The organism is Bacillus infantis NRRL B-14911 (assembly GCF_000473245.1).
GTDB classification, from domain to species: Bacteria; Bacillota; Bacilli; order Bacillales; family Cytobacillaceae; genus Bacillus_AB; species Bacillus_AB infantis.
This window is the reverse complement of the sequence record NC_022524.1, coordinates 4,577,338-4,593,669: the sequence shown is the minus strand read 5'-3', so window position 1 is coordinate 4,593,669 and position 16,332 is coordinate 4,577,338. Positions and strand designations below refer to the sequence as shown.

Sequence of the window (16,332 nt, the reverse complement as noted above, 5' to 3'; positions counted from 1 at the left end):
GCCTAAAACGCAAGCGTTCCGGAGATGACTGGTACTGCACTGCCGCCGATTGTAATCCTGATGCTTTCCCCATCAGAGCTGATGCCCGCCTGAAGCAGGCCGGGCCTGCCTGCTGCATGCCCCTGGCCAATGGCCAGCATGTGGTTTTTTCCCTGTTCAAGAATATTCTCAAGCATTAGATAACCGGCAAGGGCGCCATTCGCGGAGCCTGTGACAGGATCCTCCCTGATGCCCGCAGCAGGGGCAAAATCCCTTGTATAGATGTCATATTCCATGCCCTTTGCATCAAAAGTAAACAAATGGGTCGTGCTGATCCCCAGCCGGCGGTTATGCTCCTCCACCAGATCAAACTGTGGTGATGCCTGATCGATTGCTTCCCTGGTCTTCAAGGGGACAAGCAGATGCCAGTTCCCTGTATACCCCAGCCTGACAGGATAACGCTCGTCAATGTCGGCAGAAGAAACGCCGATCATTTGGCACAGCTCTTCCAGACTGTATTCTATTTCTTTTATTTTCGGTGATATTTGAGTCATCTCTGCAGAAACAAGCTTTTCTCCCTCTGTTTGGAAGATAACCGGCACAATGCCGATATTGGTCTCAAAACGGATTTCCCTGCTGTGCCTGAGCCAATCTAATTCAGACGCCATGATCCACGCTGCGCTCAGGGTCGCATGGCCGCAAAAATCAATCTCGCAGGAAGGTGTAAAATAGCGGACCCTGAAATCGGCATTTTCGCTGCCGGAAGGAGATAGAAAAGCAGTTTCAGACAAATTGAATTCCCGCGCAGCCAGCTGCATCTCTTCTTCCTCAAGGATTGCGGCTTCCGGGACCACGCCAGCAGGATTGCCGCCAAATGCCTGATCAGTAAAGGCATCCACCTGATAAAATTTGATATTTTTCAACAAAAACTCCTCCTTCTTTTCTTATTTTCAAGAAAATTCTTGCAAAAAGATAGGGATTCCGGCCTTTCTTCCCGAATAGGATAGAGATGCCGGCAAATCTATTATACAGAATCACTGCCGAATCTAGTAAAAACAGAGAAGAAGGGGGAAAACTAGAATGCTGACTTTTTCCAAACCGGATGTTGAATATTTTTTCCAGACCTTTGGGATCCAGACATTTGCTGTAAGCCCGGATGAATCGCAGCTGGTGTTCAGCACAAACCTGAACGGGAAATACAATCTATGGGCGATGGATCTGCCAAACCAGTTTCCTTATCCATTAAGCTTCCAGAACCAAAGCTGCCAGGAGATAGAATATGATAAGGAAGGGCGCTTCCTGCTTGCTGTCATCGACTCGGACGGCGACGAAAACGGCCAGGTCTATGCTCTGCCGAGAAATGGCGGCGAATTAAAGCCTATCCGCACACAAGAAAATGCCCGGCATATGGGACTGATCGCCTCTAAGGACGGAAAGACACTTTATTATACGTCCAGCAAGGAAGATGCCACCTTTTTGAAGGCGTACGCCTATAATATGGAGACGGGAGAAGAAAAGGTCTTGCTTCACGGCCGGGGTGCGGCCACCTTCCTGACAGCCAAAAGCCCTGATGAGAAGCGCTTTGTCTTTGGCAGGATGTTCGCGAATACATACTCGCTTGCCTATGCCTGGGATGGCGAGAAGGAGGTTCTGCTGACGCCTGAGGCAGAGCCGCAGCATACAGTCACTGATGCTGTCTTTACTTCGGAAAACGATATCTATCTTGTCACCAACTATAAAGAGGACTTATCTTATTTAGCTAAATTCAGCCTGGAAACAAACGAATTCACAAAAATGCTTTCGCTCGATGGGGAAGACTTTTCAGGGCTGAAATATGATAAAAAGGCCCGCACGCTCTATATCAGCAGCCAAAAAGGAGCAGAGGACCACCTCTACCGCTATGGGCTTGAGGAAGGCAAGGCGGAGCAGCTGGAGCTCCCTGCGAGCACCATCGACGGGCTGTCAGTGGCAGAGTCCGGAAACCTTTACCTGCTCGGCAGGTCTGCAGTCACTCCTCCTAATCTTTATAAATATGCAAAGGGTGAATGGACACAGCTGACCAATAATCTTGTGCCTGGCGTCAGTGAAGAGGAAATGGCTGAACCTGAAATCCTGCACTACCCATCGTACGACGGTCTTGAGATCGAGGCGCTCTTCTTCAGGGCCAAGGAGGGAAACAGCAACGGACATGTCATCCTCTGGCCGCACGGCGGGCCTCAGGCAGCAGAAAGGGCTTCTTTCCGCTCTCTGTTCCAGTTCCTGGTCCACAGGGGCTACAGCATCTTTGCACCTAATTTCAGGGGCTCCTCAGGCTACGGGCTCTCTTATATGAAGATGGTCGAAGGCGATTGGGGCTACGGCCCGCGCCTGGATAATGTTGAAGGGCTAGAATGGCTCATCAAGAACGGCTATGCAGACCGGGAGAAGCTCCTGCTGATGGGGGGAAGCTATGGCGGTTATATGGCACTGCTCCTGCACGGCAGGCATCCTGAGTATTTTAAAGCTGTTGTCGATATCTTCGGCCCGAGCGACCTGTTCAGCTTCATTGAATCGGTTCCTGAGCACTGGAAGCCTGTTATGAACCAATGGGTCGGCGATCCGGTCAAAGACAAGGAAAAGCTGATCGAGTACTCGCCGATCACCTATCTTGATACAATGACAAAGCCAATGCTCGTCATCCAGGGAGCCAAAGACCCCCGTGTTGTCAAAGCAGAATCCGACAAGATCGTAGCTGCGCTTCAGGAGAAGGGGAGGGAAGTCGAATACCTCGTCCTGGATGACGAAGGCCACGGCTTTTCCAAGAAAGACAACGAAATCAAAGTTTACCGGAAAGTGCTGGAGTTTTTTGACGGTTTTATTAATTAAGGGCTGGCCGAAAAGTGCATACTGAATGTGCTTTTCGGCTTTTTTGCTGTTTTCGGGGTTCCTGTAGCCTTGCAAAAAAAACAGGCAAGCCCCCGGCCTGCCCGTTCTTATGCTTCATAGCGTTCAAGTGCTTTACTTTCTTCAAGATTACGGAAGAATTCCTGGATAATCTCCTTGTCAGAATGAGGTATTTTCTCGCCTTTTACAATCTGGGCACCATTGATGCAGCCGCTTGTGAGAAGGATTAAATCATCTTCATCGCTGACAGATAATGCTGCAAGGACGCCGTCTCTTCGCGTCGGCTCCTGCAGGATATTCCCGGCGCGCGGATTGGAGAAGCCTTTCATCACATGGCCGACCACTTCCCAGGGATCGAGGAATCCAGGATGATCGACCGATACGATTACCTGGTCCGCCTGATTCTCGACAGCTTGTGCCATCTGGGGCATTTTCTCTTTATCCCTGATCCCGATTCCGGTAATCATGACAATAAGGCGCTTATGCGGCAGCTTTTTCGCTTCCTTCAGAAGGCTTTTGAGGGCAACAGGCGTGTGCGCGTAGTCAATGATGATCTTCCTCCGGCCGAATTCCTTCAGCACTTCAAAGCGCCCTGACGGATTTTCTACGCGCGGGAGGGCCTCAATGATCTGTCCGATCGTAAAGCCAAGGTGCATGGCCGTACAGATGGCCGAAAGGAGGTTTGCCACATTATAGCTGCCAAACACAGGCGTCCGAACGATATAAGAATCATTCCCAAGCTTCAATTCAAAGCTGGTCCCATCATTTGTCACTCTGATGTTTGAAGCTTTAACATCGGCAGCAGAATCCTTTTTCAGGCTATAGGTGAGAAGGCTGCCCTGGAAGTCCTTGATGATGTCAGCGCCCATCCCTTCGTCATCAAGGTTTACGACGGCCCGCTTCGCCTGACGGAACAGCTTCAGCTTTGCCTGCTTATAATTCTCAAAGGTTTTATGGAATTCAAGATGCTCTGGCGACAGATTCGTATGAATAGCCACATCGAAGTTGATGCCGGCGGTCCGCTGCTGCTCAATGGCAACGGAAGAGACCTCCATGGCGGCGAGCTGGTCTCCGCGCTTGGCGAAATCAGCAAAAATGGCATGCAGGTCGCTCGCCTCAGGAGTAGTCGGTGTGGACTGGACAAAGCTGACCGGGCCCATGGACGAGAGCACCCCGTTGGTGCCAATCGAACCGGAGGGGATGCCGAGTGCCGTCATCAGTGATTTCACAAAGGCCGCAACAGTCGTTTTGCCGTTAGTGCCGGTAATGCCGACAGTATGTATTTTTTCATGGATCCTTCCATGGAATATAATCGATAATTGGGCAAGGAAAGCCCGTGCGTCTTCAGTCTGGAGAAAAGTAAGCTCCGGGAATTTTCTGCTGAACTCTTCAAGAATGGCAGCATTCTCGCCTGCAAGGACAGCTGCGCCCTTTGCAATGGCCTCTTCCAGGAATGTATGGCCGTCATGATTTTCGCCGCCCATGCAGACAAAGACCGATTGAGGGCCTGCATTGCGGGAATCATAACTGATGCTATTTATTTTTTGGCTGGGGCTGCCCCATCTCTGCCTGATGTTCAGCTGACCATATTGTTCAAAGTAGATGTCCATAATGCTGCTATCTAAACCCCCTGTAATAAAAGCCTGAATTGGCGCATTTTTCGACATTGCGCCATATACCTATACCCATACAAAAAGTATTTACACATCCAGTTGAAAAAATGTATCTTGTGGAGGTGTCCCGGTCAATTCAGGATTTGTAGGAAGAAAAAAGGCGGAGATTAAATCCCCGCCCCCTGATATTATGCTTTTTCTTCAAACAGCTTTACAATTTCTATGATGACATTAGCTGCTTTTTCCATATTATCAACTGAAATATATTCATATTTGCCGTGGTAATTTTCGCCGCCTGTAAAAATATTCGGCGTCGGAAGCCCCATATAGGAAAGCTGTGAACCGTCCGTGCCGCCCCTGATCGGAAGGATTTGCGGCTCGATATCAAGCTTTTTCATCGCCTCTCCTGCAATGTCGACGATTTCGATGACCGGCTCGATTTTCTCCTTCATGTTATAGTACTGGTCCTTAAGCTCCAGCTGGATCCGCTCTTTTCCGTATTTCTCCTGCAGTGAAGCAACAGCTTTTTCCAGCAGCTCTTTTTTATGTTCAAATTCCGTACGGTCAAAATCACGGATAATATAGCTCATCTCTGTCTTTTCCACGTCCCCTTTGAATGAGCCGAGGTGGAAGAAGCCTTCGTATCCTTCTGTCAGTTCAGGCGCCTGTTCCTGCGGCAGGCTGTTTTGCAGCTCCATCGCAATTTTGATGCTATTAACCATTTTTCCTTTGGCAGAGCCAGGGTGGATATTGGTGCCATTAACGGTGATCTTGGCTCCCGCTGCGCTGAAGCTTTCGTACTGAAGCTCACCGAGCGGTCCGCCGTCCATGGTGTATGCATAGGCAGCATTAAATGCCTTCACATCAAATTTATGCGGCCCTCTGCCGATTTCCTCATCTGGTGTAAAAGCCACCCTGATTGCTCCATGCTTGATTTCAGGGTGTTTAATAAGGTATTCCATTGCCGTCATGATTTCAGCGATTCCTGCCTTATTGTCGGCCCCGAGAAGGGTAGTGCCGTCAGTTGTGATAAGTGTATGGCCCTTATACTGCTCCAGGCTTGGAAAATCCTTCGGTGAAAGAACAATATGTAAAGAGTCGTTTAGGACAATATCTCCGCCGTCATAATTTTCAGTAATCTGCGGGCTGACGTTTTTGCCGGTAAAGTCTGTTGCTGTATCCACATGGGCAAGGAAGCCGATGACAGGCACCTGCTTTTCTGTATTGGAAGGGAGAGTGGCCATGACATAGCCATTGTCATCCATTTCCGCATCCTGCATACCGATGCTTTTAAGCTCTTCTACAAGCTTTCTGCCAAGCTCCAGCTGTCCAGGGGTGGAAGGGCAGGTGGTGCTGTTATCGTCTGACTGTGTGTCCATTTTTGCATACGAAACCAGGCGTTCGATCAGGTCTTTTTTCACTAAAATCACTCCTAGCTTTTTTCTTTCATCATATCATTTTTGTTTCGGGAAGCGAATAAAAAAAGGCACAAAAGCAGAACTTTTGCGCCATGTTTTTTGAAAAATGGAGATTGAATTGGCTGACTTGTCACAAACCTGTTTTTGGCCATATTAATGGAGCTGGTAAAAAAAGTTGATAAGCCCTGTTGATTGGAGTGCAAGGCACGTAGACTCCTGTGGGATTGCAGCGGCAAAGCTGAGATCCCGCAGGAGCGACAGCGACGAGGAAGCTCAGCGCCGCCCCGCGGAAAGCGAAGTGCCTGGAACGGAAATCAACAGCCCCATTATTAAACAAAAAAGAATAAACAAACCAGCATCTTTAATCCTAAATATGTCTTTAACATTAACGCTGAAAGAACTCAATCCATTCCCTGTCCGGCCCATAAAAGAAGAAATACTTATAGCCATTCGGGAGGGTGGTGATTTCCTGGTCTATGAGTTCAATTCCAAGCTCCTTGAGACGTGTGAATTCTCCTTCCACATCATCGGTGCTGACCGCAAAATGATGGACCGTACCTTCCTCCGGGAGATGGTCATTATAGCCTTGAATCAGTTCCAGCTCAGTTTCTTCATTTCCGGTAAAGCCTAGGAATGCAAGCTTGATGACACCGTTTGAATGAGGCACCTCTGCCTTCAGCTCCATGCCGACAGCATTTGTATAAAACTCTATTGATTTCTCTATGTTTTTAACCATTACTCCAACATGGTCAATTCTTTTTCCTGCCATAAAAACATCTCCTCACTATTATGTTGAAATTATTTCCCCGGAAACCTAGCCTTTTAGTACCTGCTGAATCACCCGGTTTGTCAGGTTAGGGACAATTTCAAGTGAATACTTCATTTCCATGCGCTCCAGTTTCTTATGGGCATCCAGTCCGTACGGCCCAATATTGATGACAGGCACATTCAGCTCGCGGATGTCGCTGTATTCGACATAATGCTTTGTGCCCCAGCCAGGGTTATTGTCAGTTACAGCACTGATTCCTGCTTCATCATCGCTGAGCGCTATAAAGCTCATATCTGATATATAAGGGAAAAAATTCTTGGCGATGATTGGATGAGGATAGGAAGGCTGGATTTCTTCCACTGCCTGATCCAAGGCATCTATAAGCCTTCTTTCATCCTCTGTTTTCCCGGACAGCTCAATTCTCGGCGAGTATAAAGAAGAGTAGAAGAGTATCATCGCCGGGCTTTTATCCTTCATCCATTTCCAGGCCTCTTCCACGACTCTCGCGGCATACATCCTTGTATCCAGTTCCTTATCAAGGAGAAGCTCTTCTTTAAAAGCGTCCATATGGGCTATATAGCCCTGCCCGTATTCTTCCATAAGCATCCGGTGCATTTCTTCATACGTATAGATGCGAGGCTGCCAAGGCAGCTCGGCATATGGTTCCCCGCTTAATTCGGCAAATTGCCTGTTCCGCTGCTCAAAGGAAGAGAGCGCATTGCTAAAGGCAATATGCGCTTGCTTCCTCAGCTTCTCGAGTACTTCCTTTGGGGACCAGGAATGAATAAAGAAATTATAATAGACATAGGCACTTAATGCAGTCTGTACCGTATAAGAAGGCTTCAGGTCTGTCTGCTTCAGTGAAACCGGAGGAACGGTCGTTTCCCCAAGCGCCTCATTGCTTAGTTCCGGGTTGTAGCTGATCTGCCTTGTCAGTTCTGCAGCAAGGAAATTCGGATCGAGCCCTTCAAAGCAGGAGCCGACATGTGTTTCAGCACCTGTTATGAAGAAAGAGGGGAGGAGCTTCCCAACCGTTCCTTTGTAGATATACCTGTTTGTATCTCCCTCAAATCGGGGGGAGACAAAGTCTGCATTGATGGCAGCAGCATAATGGAACTTATGCTCATCCTTCCATTTCTTCAAGGTCTTCAAAGCAGACAGGACTCCATGTGAACCGTCCTCTTCATCACATTCTGCAAGAAAGACGAGATTTCCTTCTAATTCTTCCGGATGGTCAGAATAGTATTTTAAAAGATAAAGATGGCTTGCAAGACCGCTCTTCATATCAAGCACGCCTCTGCCAAACATCCAGTCTCCGGATTCAAGCTGCTCCTTTGCTCCGGAAGGGAGTTCTTCCTTCCTGAACAGGTCTGCAAGCTGATCCGGGTCGCATGCTGCATCGCGGAGCTGATTGAAATCATCGATTCCGACAGTATCCATATGGCCCATCAGAATGACTGTACGGCTGCTTTTCCTTTTAGTTCCTTTCACAAAAGCCAGTACATTATACCGTTCCAATTCATCATCTATCGTTTGTTCTATAACGAGCTGTCCACAGTTCTCCGTAAAATAGGGAAACGAGGATAAGAGTGTATATAAAGAATGGGCGATCACCTTCTCGCCATTTGTATTCACTATGCTTTCAATGTTGACCAGCTGTTTCGTAAAGGCCAAAGTTTTTTCGCGGCAATTAAGCATCTCCATCAAGCTCTCCTTTTGTCTAGTAAACTGTTAATGTATTAAAATTATCCTATTTTTGGAACGGTCGTCAAGAGGACTGTTTTTACTGATGAACATTCTTGCAAGGGGAGGGGGAATGATTTTTAAAGAGATTAATAAGAGAGAAAATAGATTGAAAACAAATTTGTATACTTGTTTACTTTCATGTTTGCAAAAGAAAACAATATTGTAAACTTGCAAACAAAATGCATACAAGATGTTTATAAAAATGTTTACAAGTTTACAAAGTTGTTTAGATGCTGTTGTTTCAATGTTTTTAGATATTGAGGTGAAGTTTGCGTAATGTTTACAATCTAACATTTATATTACTTTATATGAAACTCATTGAATATTTTCCAAATATTAATTAAGCTTAAGATAATTGCTTGTACGATAAGCAAGGTACAATGTGAAAGGAATGGTAGATTTGAAAAACCCGAGAATAGCAGCAGTAGACGTAGGCAATGATTCGCTGAAAGCCTTATTCGGAAAATTGGATTATGAATTGAATATACCGAATGTCATTGCAAGGGATGTTGCGGACAGACCGGTAATCGGCATAGAAGAATTAGACAGCAAAGAACCTTTGGACGGGATTCATGTTAAAGTTCATTCCCCAGCATTAAAAGACAATAATGCAATCTATCGTGTAGGAACACTGGCGACTAAAAGCGACAATGCTTCCGAGCTTGATCCCGGCAGCAGCAAATCTGAAGAGGACCAGACGCTTGTTATGCTTTTTGTTTCACTTGCCCTTGATGCGGTAAGGGAAGAGAACGCTGGTTTATTCCCGAAAAATAACAATATAATCGATACTAATTACATCCTGGGCACAGGGCTCCCTCTTCGTGAAGTGAAGGAAGGGAAAGATGCGGGCTACCGCTCGAAGCTGCTTGGGTCAGTGCACCAGGTAGAATTCCTGGTTACGCCTAAATACCAGGGCATCAAAGTCAATCTGAAATTCAGCGATGTAAAGGTTTATCCTGAAGGATTCGCGGCATTCATCAATCTTGTAATGGATAACGACCTGAACATTATTAATAAAGAACTGATCGATAAGCGTATCCTCATCCAGGATATCGGGGGCCTATCTACAGATATCGCTGTCATCAAAAACCGCACAGTTGATGATGACAAGGCGCAGGGCTTCAACCTGGGTGTATCGGAATCATTGGAAATGATCCGTGAGGAAATCAGATCCAAGCATGGCGTTGAGCTGGACAGCCGGCGCGATGTGGTGGAGATCATCACCAAGAAAAATGACCGCAACCATATCATGGTTAAAGGAAGCAGGACAAGCGTTCATGACATCACTGACCGCATCCTGTTCGACCTTGCCAAAAAGCAGTACCGCCTGCTCCGCAATGTCTGGCAGAAGAATTCACAGACGGAGATCTGCTACTTCGTGGGCGGAGGATCTGCTGTATTGAAGGAATATATCAAATCACTGAACAACAGCCTTGATGGATATAATATCGACTTCTTTGAGGATGAAAAAGAGAGCATCTGGATGATGGCAAATGCTTATTACAAGCTGGTTGCCGATCATTTGAAGAGAACATCCAAGCCGGACAAGCAGGATGAGAAGAAGCCAGTAAAAGCATAAAATAAGGTGGTAACATGACAAAATCTTCATCCAAGGGGATCGAAAGAGGCCAGACGATTGCGTTTCGTGTACCTTCTGATACCCCGGAATACTTAGTTAAACAGCTGCAAAAGCTTAAAGAAGCTGAAAAAAGGAATTTTTCCAGCAGGATTGCCGACTATGTCATGCAGGGTGTCAGCCAATCAGTCAAACAGGAACAGGAAACAGTTACAATTCCGCTGCCGAAGGCGCTCAGCAAGATGCAGCGCGACTGGCTTAAGCACGAGCACTCCGAAGCCCTTCTCGGCAGCATCATCTACCAGCTGATCACAGACCCGGTACGGTCTGCTGCGCTGCTTGCCAGCCTGAACAGCAAATCGACCGATATAGATGAAGCTCTCTATCTGCAAGAGCGGAAGGAAAGGGAAGAGAAGCCGGTCTATCAGGCGGATGTTCCACCTCCCTCCCCTCCTGTGCAGGAAGTAGAGGATGCAATACCTGCGTACACAGATGGTGCTGATGACGATCTGGATGATATTGATTGGTCAAGTGTACAAATAGACCGTTCGGCTGAAGACGAGGACCAGGAAGAAGAAAGCATGGAAGACCTTCTTGGAGATTTCCTTGCTCATATGAATAAATAGGATGAAGAAAGAGACAGGCGCACAATGGCCTGTCTCTTTTATTACCAATAGGATTCTGGTAGGGCGGGCGAATGCTGATCTTATCTAATCAACCAATTCGCCTACCCAGTCATTCAAATCTTCTTCGCTCATTTCCCCTTCATACACTCTGGCGATTTTCCCTGAAGAATCTATAAAGAAGCTGGACGGGATCTTATAAACATCGTACATGCTTTCTACTGCATTGTTCTTATCTAGTAGGATTTGAAAGTCTATTCCGAGTTGCTCTTTTAAGTTTTTTACTGATATTTCTGGTTCGCTCAGATTGACTGCCAGCACCTCAAACCCGTCATCCTTAAATTCTTCATAAGTGGACTGGATTGCGGGCATTTCATTTTTGCAGGGTGCGCACCAGGTGGCGAAAAAGTTGATCAAGACGGGCTTTCCGTTGTACTCGCTTAATTTTGTCTTCCCGCCATCCAGTGCTTGAAGCGCAAAGTCAGGAGCTTTTTCATTGAGCATAGCTTTTGTGCCGGATTCTTTTAAGAAAAAATTCTGGTACAAAGTGTATCCTGCTGCAAAGAATAAAACCAATAAAATGATCGACCTCATTACTAATCTGTGTGTCTTTTTCGCTTTCATAAATCCTCCAATCTAAAACAGATGGTATTAATTAGTGTAACATTTCCTGTAAGGGGATATATGGAAAAATGTTATTGTTTTTTGACAATTTCAAACAGCCTGGTCTGGGGAAGGCCGGTGGTTTGATGGGTCTCAAGTCTTTTTTTCAACAGCTAAAATCATCTGTCCATGCGTTAATTGAGGGTCAATGAGGGTAAATTACCTATAAATACCTAAAAGGCTCAAGGAGGCCACAGAATGACATACGATTGCATTATCATCGGCGGAGGGATTGCAGGCCTGCAGGCTGCGATTCAGTTGGGAAGGTATAAACACAGGGTGCTGGTTGTGGACTCAAACCATGGCAGGTCAACCATCTGCAAAAGCTATCATAATATCCTCGGGTATCCTGATGGGGTGAGCGGCCAGGAGCTCAGGGACATCGGGCGGTCTCATGCAGAAAAGCTTGGAGTGGAATTTAAGCTGGGAAAAGCAGAGAAGGCGGAGAAAAAGGGAAGCGGGTTTAAAATTACGCTTGAGGACGGGGGACAGCTTGAGTCCGAAAGGCTGCTTTTATCAACGGGGGTGATGGACAGGATTCCGGAATTTCCTAATCTTTATCCAACGCTCGGCGTCAGTGTGTATGTATGTCCGGACTGCGACGGTTATGAAATTAAAGATAAAAGGACAATTGTAATCGGCTCTGGTAACCCTGGGGCCAATATGGCTGTTACACTTTCCTACTGGACAGACGAACTGGTCTTTATCAATCATGAGAAAAAGGAAGTCAGCCAAGAGCTGATGGACAAATTGCGCGAGCTGAATATTGAATACATGGAAGAATCGATTGCGGAAGCCATAGCTGACGGGCCGAACATCCAGGGATTTTTGCTTGAGAATGGCAAGAGAGTTATGGGAGAGCGGGGCTTTACGGCTTTTGGAGGAAATGAAGTCAAGTCAGACCTGGCAAAGCAGCTGGGGGTGGAAAGGCTTGAAAATAAGCATATAAATGTTGATTCGCGTTCCAAAATGACTAACGTCAAGAATGTATGGGCTGCAGGAGATGTGGTTGCCCATTCAGAACAAGTGACCATTGCAATGGGAGACGGATCCCAGGCGGCGATTTGGATTCATAAGTCCATCCTGGCGGAGGAAAATAAATAATGCATAAAAGGCACACCCTGATTTTTTCTGAATAACAGGGTGAAGTGCAACCGTGAAATAGCATGTTAAATCATATATGATTTAGCATGCTATTTTTTTATTGGTGTAAAACCGTTTATGGCAATTTTAGTGGAAATTAAGACTGTTATGAGCGTACCTAAATGGAAAGACGGCGAAAGAAAATAAGCGGAGATTTTCCGGTTAAATTTAGAATGGAGCTCGTTGCGGGCTAAATAAGGGGAGGTTTTCCGGTTATGCCGAGCAAATCTCCCATTTTAATGCTTTTTAAGTTAATAGACGGAATTTCTCCGTCTATTTATCAGATCGGGTATCAAGAATTATATAAAAAAACATGATGATTACTTTGCTAATCACCATGTTTTTACTGCGTGATTTGTTTTTGCACTCCAAAAGAGATCCTGTTGGGTTTCTTCTGAGTGTTCATTATAATGAACACTCCGGATGCCGCTGTGCTTTCCGGGTGGACACCATACATACAATGCCCGCTTTATGCATAGATTGTATAATCACGTCTATTTCTGCATCCGGTACACCCGGTATCCCAGTCGTTCGGCATAGATGGCAAGCAGCTTTTGGTGCTCAATCAGTATATGCTCGTATTTTGGATTAACAAGATGCGGGTTGGCGATTTCCGGCTGCTGGTCCCATGGCGAGTTGATGATTTCAGTATAAATGGAATTGGCAGCTACCGTCCTTGGGGACCGGAAACCTTCTGATGTATAAGTCTGCAGCCATTCACCCTCTGTCAGCAGCCGCTTGATGCTGTATACACTCTGGATTTGGTTTTTCTCCTGGGGATTCAATGGCTCCTCAGCTGTCATTTCGAGGTCAAGGAATATCCCGCCTGGTTTGAGAACCCGTTTAATTTCTTTCAAAGATTGCTCAATATTGGTAAAAATAATGACAGATTCGGCGATAATATAGTCAAAGCTATTATCAGCAAAAGATAAATTCTCAATGTTTTCCCTAAGGGCATTGACTGCCAGGCCTTCGTGGGCAAATCTTTTCTTTGCCTGGCCGATCATCAGAGGATGACGGTCGATCGCCGTCACCTGGCAATTGAAAGTTTTGGCTATGAAGGCAGCTGTCTGCCCGGTGCCGCAGCCTGCATCAAGCACCTTTGCCTTGCCTGAGAGCTGTTCCATTCCCAAAACTCTTTTCGTCAAAGCCAAACCGCCCGGGTGAGCGCCGCCCATTCCGAAAAAAGCAAGGGCATCCTGATATGATGGCTTCATATTTCCGGTATCCCTCCTGTTCCGTTCTGCTGTGCCATACAGTATATGGATAAAAAGGGTGCAAAGTCACAAAAATAATGGTAAGATAATGTTTCATTACAGAGTTAATAGGGTAAAGGATTTGTTTCCCTTTCATTCGCTGTGATGGATTATTAGCTTATTTGCAAAGAAAGGTGTAAGAATGGCGAATAAAAGGCTTGAACTAATCGTTGATGAGCTTCTTGAAAAAGCAGGGAGCACGGCCGTTGTCGTTTTGGAGGATTATTTCGGGGGAAACCGTTTTGCGGGTGGCAAATACAGCATGGGGACCCATACCATTACATTATATATAGAGGAAATTAAAAAGCAGTGCCTGCAGATTTTTTCCTCGCTTGATCATTTTGAAGAGTATTTTGCAGTCGTTTGCGCACATGAAATCGGCCATGCCGAAGACCGGGAGCTCGGGGAGCTTGCAGACCGTTTTGACCTTGCAGCCACTTCAGTGGAAAGAAACCAGCTAGCTCTCCTTATTGAAGAAAATGCTTGGGAATTTGCTGAAAAACTATTGGGGCATATTAATATTGCTTTTGTAAAAACCATCATCTATCATTCGCTTCAGCCCTATATGGAGCTGCTTGAGGCAGAAGCCGCTGAAGCTGTGTAGGCCGGCATCCAGGAGGATGACCGGTTTTTTGCTGGCATTTTTCTTATAATGATTCTTCAAAGGGTCACATTTTCCTATATAGTCAATCTACTTTCATATTGATTAAATTCTATGTAAGCGTTACACTACATATAGATGTATGCGGTTTTTTTTTGCTTTTTAATGCAAACGTTTGCGCATACAAACATTAATTTACTTGAGGGTGTTCATATGAAAAAAATCTGGTGGAAAGAAGCAGTAGGCTATCAAATATATCCCCGCAGCTTTCAGGATTCGAATGGAGACGGAATCGGCGATCTTCAGGGAATCATTGAAAGGCTTGATTATGTAAAGGATCTGGGCATTGATGTGATCTGGATCTGTCCTGTTTATAAGTCGCCGAACGATGACAACGGCTATGATATTTCCGATTATCAGGACATCATGGAAGATTTCGGAACGATGGCCGATTTCGACAGGCTGCTCGAAGAGGTCCATCAGCGCGGCATGAAGCTGATCATTGATCTGGTCCTCAATCATACGAGCGATGAGCACCCATGGTTCATAGAATCACGGTCTTCCGAAACCTCGCCAAAGCGGGACTGGTACATTTGGCGCGACGGCAAACAGGGTGCTGAACCGAATAACTGGGAAAGCATCTTCGGAGGCTCTGCATGGGAATGGGATGAATTGACTCAGCAATATTTCCTCCATGTGTTCTCAAGAAGGCAGCCGGACTTGAATTGGGAGAACAGCGAAGTCCGCGAGGCGCTTTATGATGTAGTGAACTGGTGGCTGGAAAAAGGAATCGATGGCTTCAGGATCGATGCCATCAGCCATATCAAGAAACGTCCCGGCATGCCTGACCTGCCGAATCCGGAAAATAAGAAGTATGTTTCTTCCTTTGATATGCATATGAACCAGGAAGGCATCCATGAGTTCCTTCAGGAGTTTAAGGAAAAGACATATGCGAACTATGACAGCATGTCTGTCGGCGAAGCAAACGGCGTCACTGTGGACGAAGCAGACTTATGGGTAGGCTCTGAAAACGGAAAGATGGATATGATCTTCCAATTTGAGCATCTTGGTCTGTGGGATGCGGAAACTAATCCTGAGCTGGATATTGTCGAGCTGAAAAAAGTGCTGACCCGCTGGCAGAAGGGCCTTGAAAAAGACGGCTGGAATGCATTATTCATTGAAAACCATGATAAGCCGCGTGTTGTATCAACATGGGGCAATGACCAGGAGTTCTGGCGGGAAAGCGCCACCTCGATGGCTGCGATGTATTTCCTGATGCAGGGCACGCCTTTCATCTACCAGGGCCAGGAGATCGGGATGACGAATGTCCAGTTCCCTTCCATTGACGATTATGACGATGTGGCCGTAAAGAATCTTTACAAGCTTAAAACAGAAGAAGGCAAGAGCCACCAGGAAATCATGGAGATCATCTGGGCTTCCTCCCGCGACAACAGCCGGACACCGATGCAGTGGGACAGCACAGCCAACGCCGGCTTCAGCAGCGGCAGTCCCTGGATGAAGGTGAACAGCAATTACACAAACATCAATGTTGAAAAACAGGAAAAGGATGAAGAATCCATTCTGTCTTTCTATAAAAAAATGATTTCTCTGAAAAAAGCCAATGAAGTCTTTACCTATGGACAATACGATTTGCTGCTTGAAGAAGACAAGCAGATCTATGCCTATACACGCACTTTGGAAGACGATCAGGTTATCGTCATCACCAATCTGTCCGCTAAAGAAGCCGTCTTTACAAGCGGCTTCGCCTTAAAACCTGAGAATCTGCTCCTGAACAACTATCCGGCAGCAGAAGCAGAAGGGAAAAGCGTTACTTTGAAGCCTTATGAGGCGCGGGTATACCGTATTTAGGTGACAGGCACCTATACCACTACTAGACACCAGCTGCAGCCCCCAATCCCATCCGGGACGGGGGTTTTTGGTTTATAACGGTGACAGGCACCTATACCACTTTTATACACTTGAACCTCCTTAATTCCCGATCAGAGGACAAAGTCTTTTGTTTGCCAGACAGGCACGTGTCGCTCATCTTAACAATTTCTTT

Annotated in this window: 13 protein-coding genes; 6 read left to right on the top strand and 7 right to left on the bottom strand. The window is 46.3% G+C overall.

From position 1 onward, the window contains the following. Positions 1-2: 2 nt before the first annotated feature. Positions 3-902, bottom strand: coding sequence for a PhzF family phenazine biosynthesis protein (locus N288_RS22640; protein WP_009794393.1), 900 nt, complete (start codon positions 900-902; stop codon positions 3-5). 157 nt (positions 903-1,059) lie between these two features. Here N288_RS22640 and N288_RS22635 point away from each other — a divergent pair, with 157 nt between their 5' ends. Continuing rightward, positions 1,060-2,844: a S9 family peptidase gene (locus N288_RS22635; RefSeq protein ID WP_009794392.1), complete on the top strand. Its 1,785-nt coding sequence runs from the start codon at positions 1,060-1,062 to the stop codon at positions 2,842-2,844. Between the two features lie 107 nt (positions 2,845-2,951). On the opposite strand, the gene N288_RS22630 is transcribed toward N288_RS22635, so the two are convergent. From N288_RS22630 to N288_RS22610, 4 genes are all read right to left on the bottom strand, one after another. Beyond that, positions 2,952-4,472 carry a UDP-N-acetylmuramoyl-L-alanyl-D-glutamate--2,6-diaminopimelate ligase gene (locus tag N288_RS22630; protein WP_022544533.1) on the bottom strand — a complete coding sequence of 507 codons (1,521 nt, stop codon included), beginning with the start codon at positions 4,470-4,472 and terminating at the stop codon, positions 2,952-2,954. Positions 4,473-4,663: 191 nt separating this feature from the next. Beyond that, positions 4,664-5,896, bottom strand: coding sequence for a peptidase T (gene pepT, locus N288_RS22625; RefSeq protein WP_009794390.1), 1,233 nt, complete (start codon positions 5,894-5,896; stop codon positions 4,664-4,666). A 382-nt stretch (positions 5,897-6,278) separates the two neighbouring features. Next, positions 6,279-6,662, bottom strand: coding sequence for a VOC family protein (locus N288_RS22615; protein ID WP_009794388.1), 384 nt, complete (start codon positions 6,660-6,662; stop codon positions 6,279-6,281). Positions 6,663-6,707: 45 nt separating this feature from the next. Further along, positions 6,708-8,360 (bottom strand): M20/M25/M40 family metallo-hydrolase, encoded by a 1,653-nt coding sequence (locus tag N288_RS22610; protein WP_035402912.1) that lies wholly within the window; start codon positions 8,358-8,360, stop codon positions 6,708-6,710. A 448-nt stretch (positions 8,361-8,808) separates the two neighbouring features. On the opposite strand from N288_RS22610, the gene N288_RS22605 reads away from it, so the two are divergent. Further along, positions 8,809-9,987 (top strand): ParM/StbA family protein, encoded by a 1,179-nt coding sequence (locus tag N288_RS22605; RefSeq protein ID WP_087944255.1) that lies wholly within the window; start codon positions 8,809-8,811, stop codon positions 9,985-9,987. A gap of 14 nt (positions 9,988-10,001) precedes the next feature. Beyond that, positions 10,002-10,610 carry a hypothetical protein gene (locus tag N288_RS22600; protein WP_009794385.1) on the top strand — a complete coding sequence of 203 codons (609 nt, stop codon included), beginning with the start codon at positions 10,002-10,004 and terminating at the stop codon, positions 10,608-10,610. An 84-nt stretch (positions 10,611-10,694) separates the two neighbouring features. Here N288_RS22600 and resA read toward each other — a convergent pair whose 3' ends face one another. After that, on the bottom strand, positions 10,695-11,231 hold the full coding sequence (gene resA / locus N288_RS22595) for a thiol-disulfide oxidoreductase ResA (RefSeq protein ID WP_022544530.1): 537 nt from the start codon (positions 11,229-11,231) through the stop codon (positions 10,695-10,697). A 237-nt stretch (positions 11,232-11,468) separates the two neighbouring features. On the opposite strand from resA, the gene N288_RS22590 reads away from it, so the two are divergent. Continuing rightward, on the top strand, positions 11,469-12,374 hold the full coding sequence (locus tag N288_RS22590) for an NAD(P)/FAD-dependent oxidoreductase (protein WP_009794382.1): 906 nt from the start codon (positions 11,469-11,471) through the stop codon (positions 12,372-12,374). Between the two features lie 533 nt (positions 12,375-12,907). On the opposite strand, the gene N288_RS22585 is transcribed toward N288_RS22590, so the two are convergent. Continuing rightward, a complete protein-coding gene (locus tag N288_RS22585) occupies positions 12,908-13,630 on the bottom strand; it encodes a class I SAM-dependent methyltransferase (protein WP_009794381.1) in 723 nt (240 codons plus the stop codon). Positions 13,631-13,811: 181 nt separating this feature from the next. Here N288_RS22585 and N288_RS22580 point away from each other — a divergent pair, with 181 nt between their 5' ends. Beyond that, the gene (locus tag N288_RS22580; protein ID WP_009794380.1) at positions 13,812-14,273 is read left to right on the top strand and encodes a hypothetical protein; all 462 of its coding nucleotides are present in this window, start codon (positions 13,812-13,814) and stop codon (positions 14,271-14,273) included. 210 nt (positions 14,274-14,483) lie between these two features. Beyond that, a complete protein-coding gene (locus tag N288_RS22575; protein ID WP_009794379.1) occupies positions 14,484-16,139 on the top strand; it encodes a glycoside hydrolase family 13 protein in 1,656 nt (551 codons plus the stop codon). The last annotated feature ends 193 nt before the right edge of the window (positions 16,140-16,332 follow it).